This is a genomic window from Actinomycetospora aurantiaca (genome assembly GCF_037401875.1).
Lineage (GTDB): Bacteria > Actinomycetota > Actinomycetes > Mycobacteriales > Pseudonocardiaceae > Actinomycetospora > Actinomycetospora aurantiaca.
This window is the reverse complement of sequence record NZ_JBBEGN010000007.1, coordinates 1-14853: the sequence shown is the minus strand read 5'-3', so window position 1 is coordinate 14853 and position 14853 is coordinate 1. Positions and strand designations below refer to the sequence as shown.

The 14853-nt window shown below is 75.4% G+C and carries 20 protein-coding genes; 15 read left to right on the top strand and 5 right to left on the bottom strand.

Going from position 1 to position 14853, the window contains the following annotated elements:
• Window positions 1–13: 13 nt before the first annotated feature.
• The 3 genes from WCD74_RS15430 to WCD74_RS15420 all read left to right on the top strand — a co-directional run bounded on the left by WCD74_RS15430 (window position 14) and on the right by WCD74_RS15420 (window position 2585).
• Entirely contained in the window at window positions 14–1123 is a 1110-nt protein-coding gene (locus WCD74_RS15430) for a DNA glycosylase AlkZ-like family protein (RefSeq protein WP_337695747.1), read from the top strand.
• A gap of 104 nt (window positions 1124–1227) precedes the next feature.
• Window positions 1228–1401: a CsbD family protein gene (locus WCD74_RS15425; RefSeq protein WP_337695746.1), complete on the top strand. Its 174-nt coding sequence runs from the start codon at window positions 1228–1230 to the stop codon at window positions 1399–1401.
• Between the two features lie 179 nt (window positions 1402–1580).
• Complete coding sequence (locus WCD74_RS15420; protein WP_337695745.1) at window positions 1581–2585, top strand: FAD-dependent oxidoreductase; 1005 nt, start codon at window positions 1581–1583, stop codon at window positions 2583–2585.
• On the opposite strand, the gene WCD74_RS15415 is transcribed toward WCD74_RS15420, so the two are convergent.
• Complete coding sequence (locus tag WCD74_RS15415; protein WP_337695744.1) at window positions 2582–3346, bottom strand: uracil-DNA glycosylase family protein; 765 nt, start codon at window positions 3344–3346, stop codon at window positions 2582–2584. The genes WCD74_RS15420 and WCD74_RS15415 overlap by 4 nt on opposite strands.
• Window positions 3347–3370: 24 nt before the next feature.
• On the opposite strand from WCD74_RS15415, the gene WCD74_RS15410 reads away from it, so the two are divergent.
• The 6 genes from WCD74_RS15410 (at window position 3371) to WCD74_RS15385 (ending at window position 6903) form a co-directional block, all read left to right on the top strand.
• A complete protein-coding gene (locus WCD74_RS15410) occupies window positions 3371–3967 on the top strand; it encodes an ASCH domain-containing protein (protein WP_337695743.1) in 597 nt (198 codons plus the stop codon).
• Window positions 3967–4707 (top strand): hypothetical protein, encoded by a 741-nt coding sequence (locus tag WCD74_RS15405; RefSeq protein WP_337695742.1) that lies wholly within the window; start codon window positions 3967–3969, stop codon window positions 4705–4707. The genes WCD74_RS15410 and WCD74_RS15405 overlap by 1 nt, the downstream gene beginning before the upstream one ends.
• 82 nt (window positions 4708–4789) lie before the next feature.
• On the top strand, window positions 4790–5404 hold the full coding sequence (locus WCD74_RS15400) for a type 1 glutamine amidotransferase family protein (RefSeq protein ID WP_337695741.1): 615 nt from the start codon (window positions 4790–4792) through the stop codon (window positions 5402–5404).
• Window positions 5401–6045, top strand: a complete 645-nt coding sequence (locus tag WCD74_RS15395) for a hypothetical protein (RefSeq protein ID WP_337695740.1) — start codon at window positions 5401–5403, stop codon at window positions 6043–6045. The genes WCD74_RS15400 and WCD74_RS15395 overlap by 4 nt, the downstream gene beginning before the upstream one ends.
• A 28-nt stretch (window positions 6046–6073) precedes the next feature.
• Window positions 6074–6565: a hypothetical protein gene (locus tag WCD74_RS15390; RefSeq protein ID WP_337695739.1), complete on the top strand. Its 492-nt coding sequence runs from the start codon at window positions 6074–6076 to the stop codon at window positions 6563–6565.
• A 62-nt stretch (window positions 6566–6627) separates the two neighbouring features.
• Window positions 6628–6903: a hypothetical protein gene (locus WCD74_RS15385; protein ID WP_337695738.1), complete on the top strand. Its 276-nt coding sequence runs from the start codon at window positions 6628–6630 to the stop codon at window positions 6901–6903.
• A 9-nt stretch (window positions 6904–6912) separates the two neighbouring features.
• On the opposite strand, the gene WCD74_RS15380 is transcribed toward WCD74_RS15385, so the two are convergent.
• Window positions 6913–7347, bottom strand: a complete 435-nt coding sequence (locus WCD74_RS15380; protein ID WP_337695737.1) for a DUF3293 domain-containing protein — start codon at window positions 7345–7347, stop codon at window positions 6913–6915.
• A gap of 171 nt (window positions 7348–7518) precedes the next feature.
• Between WCD74_RS15380 and WCD74_RS15375 the strand changes: the two genes are divergently transcribed.
• On the top strand, window positions 7519–7902 hold the full coding sequence (locus tag WCD74_RS15375; protein WP_337695736.1) for a hypothetical protein: 384 nt from the start codon (window positions 7519–7521) through the stop codon (window positions 7900–7902).
• Between the two features lie 112 nt (window positions 7903–8014).
• The gene (locus WCD74_RS15370; protein ID WP_337695735.1) at window positions 8015–8833 is read left to right on the top strand and encodes an acyl-CoA thioesterase domain-containing protein; all 819 of its coding nucleotides are present in this window, start codon (window positions 8015–8017) and stop codon (window positions 8831–8833) included.
• A gap of 11 nt (window positions 8834–8844) precedes the next feature.
• On the opposite strand, the gene WCD74_RS15365 is transcribed toward WCD74_RS15370, so the two are convergent.
• The gene (locus WCD74_RS15365) at window positions 8845–9834 is read right to left on the bottom strand and encodes a sensor domain-containing diguanylate cyclase (RefSeq protein ID WP_373696086.1); all 990 of its coding nucleotides are present in this window, start codon (window positions 9832–9834) and stop codon (window positions 8845–8847) included.
• Window positions 9835–9915: 81 nt separating this feature from the next.
• On the bottom strand, window positions 9916–10350 hold the full coding sequence (locus tag WCD74_RS15360; protein ID WP_337695733.1) for a GNAT family N-acetyltransferase: 435 nt from the start codon (window positions 10348–10350) through the stop codon (window positions 9916–9918).
• A 77-nt stretch (window positions 10351–10427) separates the two neighbouring features.
• On the opposite strand from WCD74_RS15360, the gene WCD74_RS15355 reads away from it, so the two are divergent.
• The 4 genes from WCD74_RS15355 (at window position 10428) to WCD74_RS15340 (ending at window position 13837) form a co-directional block, all read left to right on the top strand.
• Window positions 10428–11186 carry a MerR family transcriptional regulator gene (locus tag WCD74_RS15355; RefSeq protein WP_337695732.1) on the top strand — a complete coding sequence of 253 codons (759 nt, stop codon included), beginning with the start codon at window positions 10428–10430 and terminating at the stop codon, window positions 11184–11186.
• Between the two features lie 94 nt (window positions 11187–11280).
• Window positions 11281–11796 (top strand): Uma2 family endonuclease, encoded by a 516-nt coding sequence (locus WCD74_RS15350; protein WP_337695731.1) that lies wholly within the window; start codon window positions 11281–11283, stop codon window positions 11794–11796.
• A gap of 69 nt (window positions 11797–11865) precedes the next feature.
• Entirely contained in the window at window positions 11866–12384 is a 519-nt protein-coding gene (locus tag WCD74_RS15345) for a Uma2 family endonuclease (protein ID WP_337695730.1), read from the top strand.
• 1 nt (window position 12385) lies between these two features.
• Entirely contained in the window at window positions 12386–13837 is a 1452-nt protein-coding gene (locus tag WCD74_RS15340) for an FGGY-family carbohydrate kinase (protein ID WP_337695729.1), read from the top strand.
• Here the strand turns inward: WCD74_RS15340 and WCD74_RS15335 are convergent.
• The coding region (locus WCD74_RS15335) for a zinc-binding alcohol dehydrogenase family protein (RefSeq protein WP_337695728.1) at window positions 13827–14853 on the bottom strand (1027 nt) is incomplete at its 5' end. The genes WCD74_RS15340 and WCD74_RS15335 overlap by 11 nt on opposite strands.

The following is a 14853-nucleotide window of genomic DNA, read 5'->3' as shown; positions in this document are numbered from 1 at the left end:
CGGTGACCCGGCGGTGAGCGAGGTGCCGGTCGTCCCCTGGTCGCAGGCGCTCGCCCGGCGCCAGCACCGGCACTTCCTCGCCGGCGGGCCGGACGGTTCGGCCGCGTCGCCGGTCGAGGTCGCCGCACGGCTGCTCGGCGTGCAGGCGCAGGTCACGTCCTCCGCGGAGCAGGCCGTCGCCGTGCGGGGGCCGGCTCCCGCGACGGTCCGGGCCGGGCTCGCCGACGGCTCGCTGGTGCGCACCTGGGCCGCCCGGGGCACGCTGCACCTGCTGGACACGGCGGCCGCACCGGCCCTGCTCGCCCTGCTCGCGGCGGCGCGCTCGTGGGAGAAGGGGGCGTGGCAGCGCGAGTTCGCCACCGCGGACGAGGTCGCGCGGCTCGCGGAGCTCGTGGTCGACGTGCTGGCCGACACCACTCCCACCCGCGACGAGCTGGTCGCGGCGTTCGCCGCCCACGTCCCGGCCACGCTCGCCGCGCGGCTGTCCTCCGGCTGGGGCACCGTGCTGAAGCCGCTGGCGTGGCAGGGACTGCTGGTCAACGGGCCACCGCGGGGCAGCCGCCCCACGTTCGCGGCTCCGCCCTGGTCCGGGCTGCCGGACGCCGACACCGCGGCACGCTCGGTCGTCCCGGCCTACCTGGACGCCCACGGTCCCGCGAGCCCGGAGACCTTCGACGCCTGGCTGCTGCGCGGCGCCACCCCGCGGCGCACCCTGCGGCGCTGGTTCGCCGAGCTCACCGAGGAGGGGCTGATCACCCCCGTCGCGATGCACCCGGACGACGACCCCGCGGACGTCACGACGCTCCACGCCCGCACGGCGGACCTCGACGAGCTCGTCTCCCCGCCCGAGGTCGTGACCGACGTGCGTCTCCTGCCCGCGTTCGACCAGTGGGTCCTCGGTCCCGGGACGAAGGACCCGCACGTCCTGCACCCGGAGCACCGTGCCTGGGTGAGCCGCACGGCGGGCTGGATCACCCCGGTCGTCATCCGACGGGGCCGCGTGGTCGGCACGTGGTCCGGCGACGACGCCGCGGACGTCGAGCTGTTCGCCGGGGAGCCGGACCTGCCCGCCGACGCCCTCGCGGCCGAACGCGAGCGCTGGCGGTCGGTGCTCGGGCGGTGACGCCCTCCGTCCGGGCAGGGGTTCCCCCACCCGGCCGATTGGGTACGTGATCACGTGAGCGGATCGGAGCCCGATCCGACGCCATCCTGCGGAAGGGGTACGCCATGAGCGGCGCCGACAAGGCCGAGAACAAGGGCGAGGAGCTCAAGGGCAAGGTCAAGGAGTCCGCCGGCAGCGCGGTGGGCAACGAGTCCCTCGAGGCCGAGGGCAAGGCCGACCAGACCAAGAGCAGCCTCAAGCAGGCCGGCGAGAAGGTGAAGGACGCCTTCAAGTCCTGATCACCCCGACCGACCCGACGGCGCCCGCGGCCTCCCGGCCCCGGGCGCCGTCGTCGTTCGCCCCGGACCTCCGACGCCGGGCACTCCGGGTGGATCGTGTGGCGCGTGGTTCGTGTCCGTTCGGGTGAGACGACCGGATCCTCGCGCACGGACGCCCCAGCGGCGGCTACTGTCCGTCCGTGCCGCCCGGCTCCACCTCGTCGACGTCCCGGCCCGACGCCGTCGTCGTCGGGGCCGGGGTCGTGGGACTGACCTCCGCGGTCGTGCTGGCCTCCACGGGTCACCGCGTCGAGGTGTGGACCGCCGACGACCCGGCCGCCACGGCGTCGGCCCGCGCCGCCGGGGTGTGGACGCCGCTGACGCTGGCACCGCTCGCCAGCTCGCTGGCCTGGGCCGAGCAGTCGTTACAGGACCTCTGCGGGCTCGCGCGGGTCGCGGGCTCCGGGGTCCGGATGGTCGAGGGGCTGACGCTGCGCCCGGCCGACGGGACCGTGCCACCGCTGAGCCGCCTCTCCCCGGACCTGCGCGACGCCGACCCCGACGAGCTCCCGGAGGGGTACACGGTCGGCCAGCGGTACCGCACCCCCGTCACCGACATGATCACCTACGTCCCGTGGTTGCTGCGCCGCCTCGAGGCCTACGGCGGCCGGGTCCGACGACGGCGGGTGGAGGACCTCGCGGAACCGCTGGCCGTCGCGCCCGTCGTGGTGAACGCCGCGGGCCTGGCGGCGGCCGGGCTGGCCGACGACCCGACGGTCCGCCCGGTGTTCTCGCAGTACGTGGTGACCGAGAACCCGGGCATCGACCGTCTGCTGGTGGACACCTCGAACCCCCGGGGCTGGGTCTCGATCATCCCGCACCCTGACCGCGTGCACCTCGGCGGCGTCCGCAAGGCGGGCCGGACCGACGGCCGCGCCGACCGGGAGCTCGCCGCGGACGTCCTGCGGTGGTGCCGGGAGATCGAACCGCGCCTGGTCGACGCGCGCATGCTGCGGGTGGACGCGGCGCTGCTGCCGGGGCGCCCGACGATGCGGGTCGAGCTGGAGCGGCGGGACGACGGGGTGGTCGCGCACGCCTACGGGCACGCGACCGCCGGCGTCACCTTCAGCTGGGGCGCGGCCCGGGAGGTCGCGCGCCTGGTCGGGCCGGCGCGGCGGGCGGGGACCGCCCGGGCCGGCGCCTAGAAGGGCCGGCGCCGCTGCGCGGCCGCGCGCGGCGGGCGGACGGTCTCCCCGCGGGCCCCCCGGGCGGCGTCGCGCAGGACCTCGACGAGACGATCGCCGTTGCGCCGTCCCGTGACCGGGTCCAGCCGGTCGTGCACCAGCGGGTTCGGGTGCGGGGCGCGGGAGACCGTCGGGGTGGTGAGCTGCCACGGCAGCCCGGCCCGGCGGGCGAGGACGTCCCAGGCCTTCGCGGCCGGGGCGCCGAGCAGCACGACCTCGGCGGGGGGCCCACCGAGCAGGTCGAGGAACTCCCCCAGCCGCGGGCGGGCGCGCACGACCTCGCCGGCGAGGCGCCGCGGTGGGTGGGCCGGGTTCGCGATCCACCACGGCACGAGGTTCCAGTGCAGCGTCGTCGCGTGCTCCAACCCGGCCCGGTCCGCCGCGCGGTACAGGTTCGCCGAGACCGCATCGTTGGCGTAGCGGCTCACGAAGCCGCAGTGGTCCTCGGCGTCGCCGGCCGGCTCGTGCAGCAGCACCAGCACCCGCACGCCGTCGGCCGCCGCCGTCGGGTCGACGTAGGGGACGTTCTCCAGCGTCGTGTCCCGCAGCCGGTCGACCCAGCGGTTGAGGCGGCCCGCCCACCCGTCGTGGCGACGTGCCCACCACCACGCGTGCCGCTCGGGCTCCAGTTCGCGGCTGAACAGCTCGCCGCGCCGCTGCGCGAGCCGGTTCCACACCACGCGCTCCGGCCGCGTCACCGGACGTCGCTCGTCCTGCACCACGCCGCCCAGCCTAGGTGCGCCACAATGCGCGGCGTGCTGTTCGGCCTGCGCTTCGCGGAACCGATCGCCCGCGGCGAGGTGGACCTGACCTTCCGCCGGTGGACGCGGGCGCAGGTGCGCGCCGGCCGCCCCTACCGCACCGCGGTGGGCCGCCTGCACGTCGACGAGGTCGACCAGGTGGACCCGAGGTCGGTGACCGACGACGAGGCGCGGCGGGCCGGGTTCGACACGGCGACCGCGGCGCTCGCCGAGGCGGGCCGCCACGCCGCCGAGGACACCCCGCTCTACCGGGTGCGCTTCCACCTGCTCGACGAGCCGGACCCGCGCGCCGAGCTCGCGCGCGACCTGCCGTCGGGACCGGAGCTCGAGCAGGTCGCGGCGCGGCTGGACGCGATGGACCGCCGCAGCGGCCACGGCCCGTGGACCTGGGCGACGCTGCGGGCGATCGCCCGCGAGCCCGGGCGTCGTGCGCCCGACCTGGCGGCCGGGTTCGGCCGCGAGACCGCGCCGTTCAAGGCGGACGTCCGCAAGCTCAAGGCGCTCGGGCTGACGCACTCGCTGCCCGTCGGCTACGAGCTCTCCCCGCGCGGGCGGGCCGTCCTGGCGCACCGGGACGGCTGATGGCGGACGCGGTGGTGGTGCGGCTGGTGGGCGGGCCCGACCATCCGGGCGAGCTCGACGCCGCCGGGCTGCGGGGCCTGCTCGCCGCGGTGCAGCTGGTGAGCACGCGCGTCGCCCGGTACCTGGTGGACCAGGCCCGGCCGGGGCGCAGCGCGGGCGTCGTGGAGCGCGCCGCCCGGATCCGTCTCGTCGGCCTCGACGCGGAGGGGACCGCGACGGTGCTGCGGTTCGCCGTCGGCGAGGAGGGCGTGCTCGGCGACGGGCTGGAGCACGAGGTCACCGACGCGCTGTTCGAGCTGGTCCGCGGCCTGTGGAACGAGCGGCCGCCGCCGTGGACGACGCCGCTGCTCGGCGAGGCGTGCGTGGACCTGCTCGACGCCCTGGCGCGGGTCGCCCGCACGGCCGCCTTCGGCGGCGCCCGGTTCCGCGAGGTCAGCTTCGCCCCGGCGGCCCTGTCCCGCGACGAGTGGCCGCGCGAGGACGCCCCGCGCCGATACGGGGAGACGGCGACGGTGCGGGGACGGCTCGACCGCGTCGACCTGCGACGCCGTGTCCTGCGGGTCCTCGACGAGACCGGCGCCGACGTCGTCGTCGAGAGCGTCCTCGCCGGCTACGACGTCGAGGGCGACCCGCTCGTGGCGGCGGCCCGGCTGCTCGGCAGCGAGGTCGTCGTGTCCGGGCCCGCGAGCCGCGGTCCGGGCGGGCTGCGCCTGCGCGGGGCGACGGTGCGCCCGGCCTGAGCCGGTTCGCGGGAATTCCCCGGAACCGATCGGGGCGCGGCGCACTCCAAGGGGACGAGACCGTCGTCCCCGAGGAGCCACCGTGACCGCGACCGCACGCCCCACCCGTCCACCCCGTCCGATCGTGGGTCCGAGCCGGTTCCCCCTGTCACTGCCGGGGTGGGACGGCGTAACCCTGACCGCGCGCATCCACCCGGCGGCGACGGGCCTGCTGCAGCGCACCCGACGCGGCGACGTCGTCCGGCTCGTGCTCGCGATCGCCGACCACGAGGTGCGCCGCGCGTACGTCGGGGCCGACCGGTGGCACACCGACGAGCGGGGCGGCGTCGAGGCCCGCGGCACGGTGGGCCGGCCGCCCGGTCAGCCGCTGTGCTCGCCGGGCTCGCTGGAGGTGCTCGGCCGGAGCTGGGCGCTGTCCGAGGGGGCCGACGTGCGGCCGGGGACCCGGCTCGAGGTCGCGGGGCTGCTCTATGTCGCCGGGGGCACGTCGCTCCGGGGCGAGCCCGCCCGGCCGTGGGTGGTGCGGGCGCTGCGCCGCCACGTCCCGCAGGGCGACCGCGTGGTGGGGGTCCCGATCCGGGAGCTCCCCGACGACGGCCCCGACGAGGACGGCCGGGCGTTCTTCGCCGTCGACCTCGCCGACCCCGCCGACCCCGCCGATCCGGCCGACGGCGCGTCGCCCGGCAGGATGGCGTGAGGGGCCCGGCGCCGCGCCGTCCCCGGCGCCGACCGGTACGCGTCGCGGGGCAGCGGCAGCGGCCGGAGCAGGTCGTCACCCGGCACACCCGGACCGACGAGCTGGCGGTCCAGCTGCCGCGCACGTTCCTCGACGACCCGGACCTGCGGGGGCTGGCGCCCGGGGACGAGATCGACGTGGCGCCGGCGCTGTTCGTGGCGGAGCGCCTCCCGGCCGGGCCCGGGGTGGACGGCTGGGCGCACGACGACCTGGGGCTGGTGAGCGCCCGCGGCACGGTGCTCACGGCGATCCCGACGAGCGGTGGTGGTCCCCAGCCGGTGAGCGTGCTCGACGCGGGCGAGCGCCTGTTCCCGCTGTTCTGGTCGACGGTGCCCCCGACCGAGGGTCCGGTCGCGCTGGCCGGGGCGCTGTACCTCGACCCGGACCTCGCGCCCGGGACTGAGCTCGGCGAGCAGGTGGCGCTGTGCCGCGAGCGCTACCGGGTCACCGGGCTCCGGCTGTCCTCCCGGCTCTCGTGGCGGCCCGGTCCGGTCCGGCAGCTCACCGAGGTGCCCCCGGACGTCGACGAGGACCTCGTGCTCGTCGTCGGGCTCCTCCCGGTCGGGGTCCCCGGCACGCACCGGCCCTCGCGGATCGGGTGAGATGGTCGCGTCGGGGGGAGGGTCGACGGTGGTGCTCGACGGGCGGGTGTCGGCGGTCGTGCCGGCGTGGATGCTGGGCGACGGGGAGTACGTCGGGCTGGGGGTCGGGGACCGGGTGCGCACCGGGTTCGCGCTCGCGGTGACCTCGACGCAGCCCGGCGGCGCGGCGCGCCTCGACCAGGCGGCGGACCGGCCGGGGCTCACCACGGTGGGCGGCCGCACCGACGCGGCCGGCGGCACGACGATCCTGCGCTGCGACGTGTGGGTCTTCGTGCTGCTCGCGAGCGGCCGGGTGACGCCGGACGCGGAGCTGTCCGCCGAGGGCTGGCTCACCGTGGAGCCCTACCTCTGGGCGGCCGGCGGCGTGCTGGCCGACGCGGTCCCGGAGGGGGTGGCGGACTGGACGGTCGCACGGGTCCGGCAGGTGGACGACGCCGCGCGCGACCTCGACCGGTTGCCCCGGGCCGCTGCGGCGGACCCCGATGCCGCCTACGTGCTCGACCTGGCGGGGCGCGGCTGACCTCCGCAGGAATGGCCTGTGAATCTTGACGCGACGGCGTGACGGCGGTCACCCTCTGTCGAATGACCAGGGAACGGATCACGAACACGCTCGGGGTCCTCGGGGCGATCTTCTGCCTCGTCGCCGTCCTCACCGGTTTCGGCCATGCCGCCGAGGCCGACGACGATGACGACGACACCCCGGCCGTGCCGCCGCCCACCAGCCAGGTCGTGCCCGCCCCCGTCCCCGGGGGCACGGCACCGCAGGCACCGGCCCAGACGCAGGCACCCGCGCCGGCGCCGCCGCAGGACGCCGACGGGGACGACGACGGGGACGACGACGGGGACGACGACGGCTAGACCGCCGGTTCACCGCACCGTCCGCCACCCCTGGTGCACCGGCGGCCCGCCGTCGCAGGGCAGGATCGACCAGGCCTCCGCGGTCCAGCGGAAGACGGCGTCCTGCCCGTGGCGGCGGGCGAGATCGAGAGCCTGCGCGTCGGTGAGCCCGCGAACGACCACGCTGGCCTCGGCGTGCGAACCGTCCTCGGCGCCGGCCACCGCGCTCCACCGCTGCACCCCGGCCGGCAGGTCCTCGAGCAGGGCCTGCTGACGACGCTCGTTCTCGGCGGCCCCGTATCGCGCGGGACCCGGGTCGTACGCGGTCAGCACGTGCACCGGGCCGTCGAAGGGGAACTCGTCCGTGCCCTCGTCCGCCGGGCGGAGCTCCGTCAACCCGGGCACGCGCAGCCCCGCCCGCCGGTAGCCGGCGAACCGCTCCTCCCGCTCCTCCCACGCCTGCACGGTCCGAGGATGCCCGCCCGCCCCTGCTGAGCGACGGGCACCCTCAGTCGATCTACCCGCCGGTGGGCGCCCTTCGCCAGCCGGCGCCCGGTGGGCGGTGGGCGCCCTTCGCCCGCCTGTCCGAGCGAGGGTGCCCTTCGCTCGGAACGGCCGGCCGCGATACTGCGCCGCGTGACCGACCTGACCGACGTCGTCCGACGGATCCTCGACGGCGACCCGGCCACGCCCGCCCCGGAGGCCGACCGGGCGGTGTTCGCCGAGCGGGCGCACGCGGCGGGGGTCCCCGGCCCGGTCGTCGACGAGCTCCTCGCGCTCTACGCCGTGCACGACGGGCTCACCGACGAGACCGGTCTCGGCTTCCACCCGTGCGCCGACGCCGTGATCTTCGAGTGGTGGCCCGACGGCGGGTTGTGGCTGGGCCAGCGCCACCTCCACACCGTGCGCTGGACGCCGACCCACGGCTTCTCGACAGGGGACGCCTCCGACGTCTCCTTCGGCCCGGGCGACGAGTTCGCGTCGCTGCTCGAGCTCCTGGAGGCCGCGGCCGACGCCTGACCGCGCCGAGTGCGGCAGGAAGCACGTCGCAGGCGCCCGGACGATGCCTGACGTCGCACTCGGCACCCGGGCCGATTTGACCATGCCCGCCCGGGTGCGTACGGGTAGCGGGGTGCGATCATCCACGGCGTTCTTCCGCGCCGACGGCGAGCTCCTGGTGCCGCTGCGCCGCGCCCGCAGCGGCTGGGGCGGGGCCGACGGACCGGAGCAGATCCGGGGCACCGCGGTCAGCGCCGTCCTCGCCCGCGCCGCCGAACGGGCGGCAGACGACCTCGACCACCCCGAGCGGTTCCGGCCCGTCCGCTGGACGCTGGACCTCTTCCGGCCTGCGGCGATGGGACCGGTCACGACGACGGCGACCGTGCTCCGCAGCGGCCGGCGCCTCCGCCTGGTCGACGTGGCGCTCGTGCAGGACGATCGGCCGGTCGCCCGCGCCTCGCTCCTGCTGCTGGCCACCGGCGGGCCGACCGCCGGGACGACGTGGACGGCCCCGCTGCCCGGCACCCCGGCCCCACCCCCGCACGACCTGGCGCCCGACCCGGACGAACCCACGGTCTACCGCAGCGACGACGGCTGGTCGGTCGACCGCACGCGGCACGCGAACGTCGCGCGCAAGACCACCTGGTTCCCGGTCGCGCCGATCGTCGAGGGCGAGGAGCCGAGCGGACTGGCCCACGTGGCCGCCGTCGCGGACGCCGCCAACCTCACCTCGAGCTGGGGGACGCTCGGCGTCGAGTACATCAACGCCGACCTCACCCTCACGCTGACCCGGGTGCCCGCCCGCGGGTCCGGCGTCGGCCACCACGCGGAGTCGCGGATCGAGGACGACGGGATCGCCTGCGCGACGACGACGGTGTTCGACGAGCACGGTCCGCTGGGCAGCGTCGTCATCGCGACGCTGGCGAACGGGGAGCGCGCGGTCACGGTGTGAGTCGCGCGGGCTCAGGCGTCGGTGCTGCCCGACCGGCCCTTGCGGGCCCGCTTGTCGTCGTACATGGCGGCGTCCGCCTCGGAGATCGCCTCCGAGAACCCGGACGCCACCCCGACCGGGGCGACACCGATCGAGCACGGCGTCCCGGCGTCGTCGAGGACCCGCTGCAGGCGGGCCACGAGGGGCCCGGCGTCGTCGGGTCCGATGGTGGCCACCATCGCGAACTCGTCGCCGCCGAGGCGGGCCAGCGGGTCGCCGTGCCGGGTGGCCCGGCGCAGGGTCTCGGCGGTGCGCTGGAGGTAGCGGTCCCCCGCCTCGTGGCCCTGGGTGTCGTTGACCTGCTTGAGGCCGTCCAGGTCCATCATCAGGACGCAGGCCGGGTCGCCGAACCGCCGGAAGCGCTCCTCCTCGCGCTCGAGCCACCGGGTCCACCCGCGCCGGTTGAGCAACCCGGTGAGCTGGTCGGTCTCGGCGTCGGACACGGCACGCTCGAGCTCACGGGCGGAGTCGACGGTGTTCGTGTCCGCCTCCAGCACGCTGGAGAGAAGGCTGGAGAGCAGGTCGAGCAGGCCCTCGTGGGCGACGAACCCGGCGTCCACCGGCTGCTGGTTGATGCCGATCAGGGTGCCGAAGAGCTCGCCGTCGGGGTGCACGATCGGGGTGCCGACGTAGGCCGCGACCGGGACGTCGGCCGCGGCGGCGGTCTCGGCCGGGACCGCCAGGGCGGGGACCCAGGTGGTGTCCGGCACGATGCGCGGCGTCTCGCCGGTGACCATGGTGCGGCACATCGTGGCGGACCAGCGGTTGCCCCAGCCCGGCTGCAGCCCGTAGTCACGATCGTGGGCCACCAGCACCGTCTGCCAGCCGGCGGCCACCCGGGTCACCGCCCAGGCGCCGAGCGGCAGCGTGGCGGCCAGGTAGTCGACGACCATCCGGCACGCCTGGTCGAACGCCCGAGGCGGGGCGAGGTCGGGTAGGACCGTGCTTCCGTCGTTGCTCACCATCGTTCCTCTTGCCACTGCACGTTCATCCCCCACGACACATTGTGACCGCTCCCGGGGCCGCGTGGCGCGCGGGGCCGTTCACGGTGGGGTGACACGACGCAGGTGGATCAGCGGGTGGGGCAGCCCGTCGCCGTCGGTCTCCGACCGCCCGATCTCGACGAAGCCGCGCCGCCGGTACCAGTCGCGGGCCCACGGGTTCTCCTCGTTGACGTCGACGGTGAGGATCGGGGCGCGGACGTCGTCGAGCAGGGCCGTGCCCACGCCCTGCCCGTGGACGGCGGGGTCGACGAAGAGCATCGCGACGTCGCCGCCGAGCCCGCTGCGGAAGCCCCACGCCTCGTCGTCGGGACCGACCGCGACGCGCACCGCCGCCCGCGGCAGCTCGTCGCGCAGCCGGCGCTCGAACCCGTCGACCTCCGCCGTCGTCAGGAAGTCGTGGGTGGTCTCCACCGCGCGCCGCCAGATCGCGACGAGGACGTCCAGGTCGGTCGACCGGGAATCTCTGATCTGCATGCTCTCCCGTCGCTTCGCTCGCCCCGGAACTTGACCCTCACGCGACGTCAGCCCGGAACCTGGACATCATGACCGGGATGACGGACACGGCGCTCACCGTCGGCCAGGTGGCCGAGCGCTACGGGCTGACGGTGCGGACCCTGCACCACTACGACCAGATCGGGCTGCTGCGCCCGAGCGGTCGCAGTGCGTCGGGCTACCGCCTCTACGCCCCGTCCGACGTCACCCGCCTGCAGCACGTGGTGGTCTACCGCCGGCTCGGGTTCGCCCTGGAGGACATCGCCGTCCTCCTCGACGACCCGGCCGCGGACATCTCCGGACACCTGCGGCGGCAGCGGGACGCGGTCACCCACCGGCTCGACGAGCTCACCGACCTCGTCGTGGCCATCGACCGGGCCCTGGAGGCGGAGATGAACGGAATACAGCTGACCCGCGAGGAGCGCAGGGAGCTCTTCGGGGAGGGATTCAAGGACGAGTACCAGGCCGAGGCGCGCGAGCGCTGGGGCGACACCGAGCAGTGGCGCCAGTCGCAGGAGCGGACCGCGCGGTACACGAAGGACGACTGGGTCGCGATCAAGGCGGAGACGGACGCGGTCAACGCGGCGTTCGTGGCGGCCAAGCGGTCCGGCGCCGCGCCCGACTCGGAGGCGGCCCGGGCCGCCGCCGAGGCGCACGGGCGGCAGATCCACGAGCGGTTCTACGACCTCTCGCCGGAGATGCACCGCAACCTCGCCTGCCTGTATGTCCAGGACGAGCGCTTCGCGAAGACCTACGACGACCTCGAGCCCGGCCTCGCCCAGTACGTGCACGACGCGATCAACGCCTATCGGAGTTGACCGGAACCGATCGCGGGGACCGTGCGTCGCCCCGTCCGACGAGCCACGTCGGAAGGGGCTGGGATGGAGGAACCGTGCGACCTACCCTCGAGCCATGAGAGCCGTCGTCCCGGAGGTGCTGCTGGACGAGCGGCGCCGCCTGGGTCTGGACCGGAAGGACGAGCTCTGGGACGGGGTCCTGCACATGGTGCCCCCGCCCGGTGACCCCCACCAGGAGCTCTCCGCGGAGGTGTTCCTCGTCCTCGGGCCCCTCGCGAAGGCGCGGGGCCTCGTCCCGCGCATGGAGACGGGGCTGTTCCGGACCCGGGACGACTACCGGGTCCCCGACCAGCTCTACCGTCGTCCCGACGCCGGGTCCTCCCGCGGCGCGGAGAGCGCCGAGCTGGTCGTGGAGATCCTGTCGCCGGGCGACGAGACCTTCGCGAAACTGCCCTGGTACGCCGAGCTCGGTGTCCGGGAAGTGCTGGTCCTCGATCCCCTGGACCGCACCGCCCGGCTGTTCCGCGGGGCCACCGAGGTCGACACCAGGTCCGAGATCCTCGGTGTCGCGTTCGCGACCGTCGAGCAGGCCCTGCGCCTGACGTGGGACGGCGGGTCGTCGACGCTCTGAGCGGTGTCGCGGAACGGACCCACCCGACGTCGGAAAGGTGCGAGCATGAGCGGCGACCGGGGAGGTGACATGAGCATCAGCTACTCCGCTCCCTCGCGGCTGCTGGAGCTCGCTGACTGGGACGCGCTCCCGTCCGACGAGCTCCATCACGTCGAGCTCGTGGAAGGGGTCCTGGTCGTGACTCCCCGGGCGCGGTTCATCCACGGCCGCGCGGTCGCGCGGATCGTTCGTGCGCTGGACGAGCAGGTGCCGACCTCCTCGGCCACGCTGATCGAGGTCGAGATCGTCGTCGAGGGCGACCCCTTCCCGACGGTGCGAGTACCCGATGTCGTGGTGGTCCCGGCCGACATCGTGGACCGGCGGGCGAGGTGCGACGCCGACGAGGTCCGGATCGCCGTCGAGGTCCTCTCCCCCGGCTCCCGGCGGACCGATCGGATCATGAAGGCGGCCGAGTACGCGTCGGCGGGGATCGGCCACTACGTGCTCGTCGACCCCGAGGGCCCGACGACGATCCTCGCGCTCGCCGAGGGCCGGTACGTCGAGGTCGACGTCCTGGAGCTGGACGGCGTGCGGATCGACCTCGGCTGAGATGCCGACGTACCTCGGCATCGACGTCGGGACGTCGAGCTCGAAGGGTGTGCTCGTCGGCGACGACGGGACCGTCCTGGCCCGCGCCCAGGTGGAGCACGCGACGTCGTACCCGGCGCCGGGGCACGTGGAGCACGACGCCGAGGGCGTGTGGTGGCACGACGCCGTACGCCTGGTCCGCGAGCTCGGCGGGACGCCGGACGCGGTCGGGGTCAGCGGGATCGGCCCGGTCCTCCTGCCCGCCGATGCCGGCGGCCGTCCGCTGCGTCCGGCGATCCTCTACGGCGTCGACACGCGGGCGTCCCGGGAGGTCGCGGAGCTGACCGAGCGGTTCGGCGCGGCGGAGATCCTGCGCCGGGGCGGGACGCCGCTGTCGAGCCAGGCGGTCGGCCCGAAGATCGCGTGGCTGCGTCGTCACGAGCCGGAGGTCTGGGACGCCACGGCGATGCTGCTCATGGCCAGCTCGTTCCTGGTGCACCGGCTGACCGGCGAGTACGTCCTCGACCACCACTCGGCCAGCCAGTGCGACCCGCTGTACGACCTCGACGCCGCGGACTGGGCGGCCGACCTGGCGGACGAGGTCGCGCCCGGCCTCGCGTTGCCCCGGCTGGCGTGGCCCACCGAGGTCGCCGGGCAGGTCACCGCGGCCGCCGCGGCGGAGACCGGGCTGCGCGAGGGCACCCCGGTCACCGTCGGGACCATCGACGCGTGGGCGGAGGCGGCCTCGGTGGGTGTGTCCGGGCCGGGCGACACGATGGTCATGTACGGCACGACGATGTTCCTGGTCCAGACCGCGGACGCCCCGGCCCGGCACGAGACGTTGTGGTCGGCCCGCGGGGTCCGGCCGGGCTCGTTCACGGCGGCGGCCGGGATGGCGACCGGAGGCGCGGTCACCACGTGGGTCCGCGATCTCGGCGGCGGGGACCACACCTCGTTGGCCGCCGCGGCCGGCGAGGTCCCGGCCGGCGCGGGCGGTCTGCTGCTCCTCCCCTACTTCGCCGGCGAGCGCACGCCGATCTTCGACCCGGACGCCCGCGGGGTGCTGATCGGCCTGACCACGCAGCACGGCGCGCCGGAGATCTACCGCGCCGCTCTGGAGGGCATCGCGCACGGCGTGCGACACAACCTCGCGGCGTTCCCCGCGGCCGACCCGCGCCTCGTGGCGGTGGGCGGCGGGACGACCGGCGGGGTCTGGACGCAGATCGTCAGTGACGTGACCGGTCTGCCCCAGGACGTCCCGGCCGACACGACCGGCGCGGCGCTCGGTGACGCCTGGCTGGCGGCGGTGGCCACCGGGAACGAGCCCGACATCGCGGCGTGGAATCCCGTCGTCGGGACCGTGGAGCCGGACCCTGCGACCCGGGAGCTCCACGACGCGATGCACGAGCACTACCGCGCCCTCTACCCCGCGACCCGGGAGACGGCGCACTTCCTGGCCGGCCTCAGACGGTGATCGCGACCTTGCCGGTCATCCGCCCGCTCTCGACCAGCTCGTGGGCGCGCTGCAGGGTCTCCGGGGTGAGGCCGTCGAGCCGGTCGGAGAGCGTGGTGCGGATCGTCCCGGCCTCGACCAGCTCCGCGGTGCGGTCCAGCAGCTCGTGCTGGGCGACCATGTCCGCGGGCTCGAACATCGGCCGCGTGAACATCAGCTCCCAGTGCAGGGCCAGACTCTTGTCCTTCAGCGGCAGCGTCTCCAGGCCCTCCGGCTCGTCGATCGCGACGATGCCGCCACCCGGGTTCAGCAGCTCGGCGTAGGTCTCGATCATCCCCTCGGTGAACGGCGAGAACACGAGGTCGACGCCGTCGGGGGCGACCTCGCGGACGGAGGCGACGAGGTCGTGGTGGTCGGCCAGGTGGTGGGCCCCCATCGCGGTCGCCCAGTCCCGCGACGCCTCCCGGGACGCCGTGCCGATCAGGGTCAGGTCGGTCAGTGCCCGGGCGTACTGCAGCACCATCGACCCGACCCCGCCGGCCGCGCCCATGACGAGCAGCGTGCGCGACCGGCCGTCAGGAAGGCGGAAGCGGTCGAAGAGCGACTCCCACGCCGTGATCGCGGTGAGGGGCAGGGCGGCCGCCTCGGCCCAGTCGAGCGTCGAGGGCTTGCGGCCGACGATCCGCTCGTCGACCACGTGGTACTGCGCGTTCGTGCCCGGGCGGAGGATCGACCCGGCCTCCATCACCTCGTCGCCGACGGCGAACAGCGTCACCTCGTCGCCGACCGCGGTGACCACCCCGGCGGCGTCGAACCCGAGGACCTTCGGCTCGCCGCCGGGGTCGGCGCCGTGGTGGAGCTTCGTGTCGACCGGGTTCACCGAGACCGCGCGGACCTCGACGACGAGGTCCCGCGGACCGGGGGTCGGCTCGGGCAGGTCGATCTCGGTGAACGGACCGGAGGTCTGGTGGTAGGCGATGGCCTTCATGGGTGTGCGGTACCCGCAGGTGAGCACTTTCCCGTGTTTGAGCGCGGAT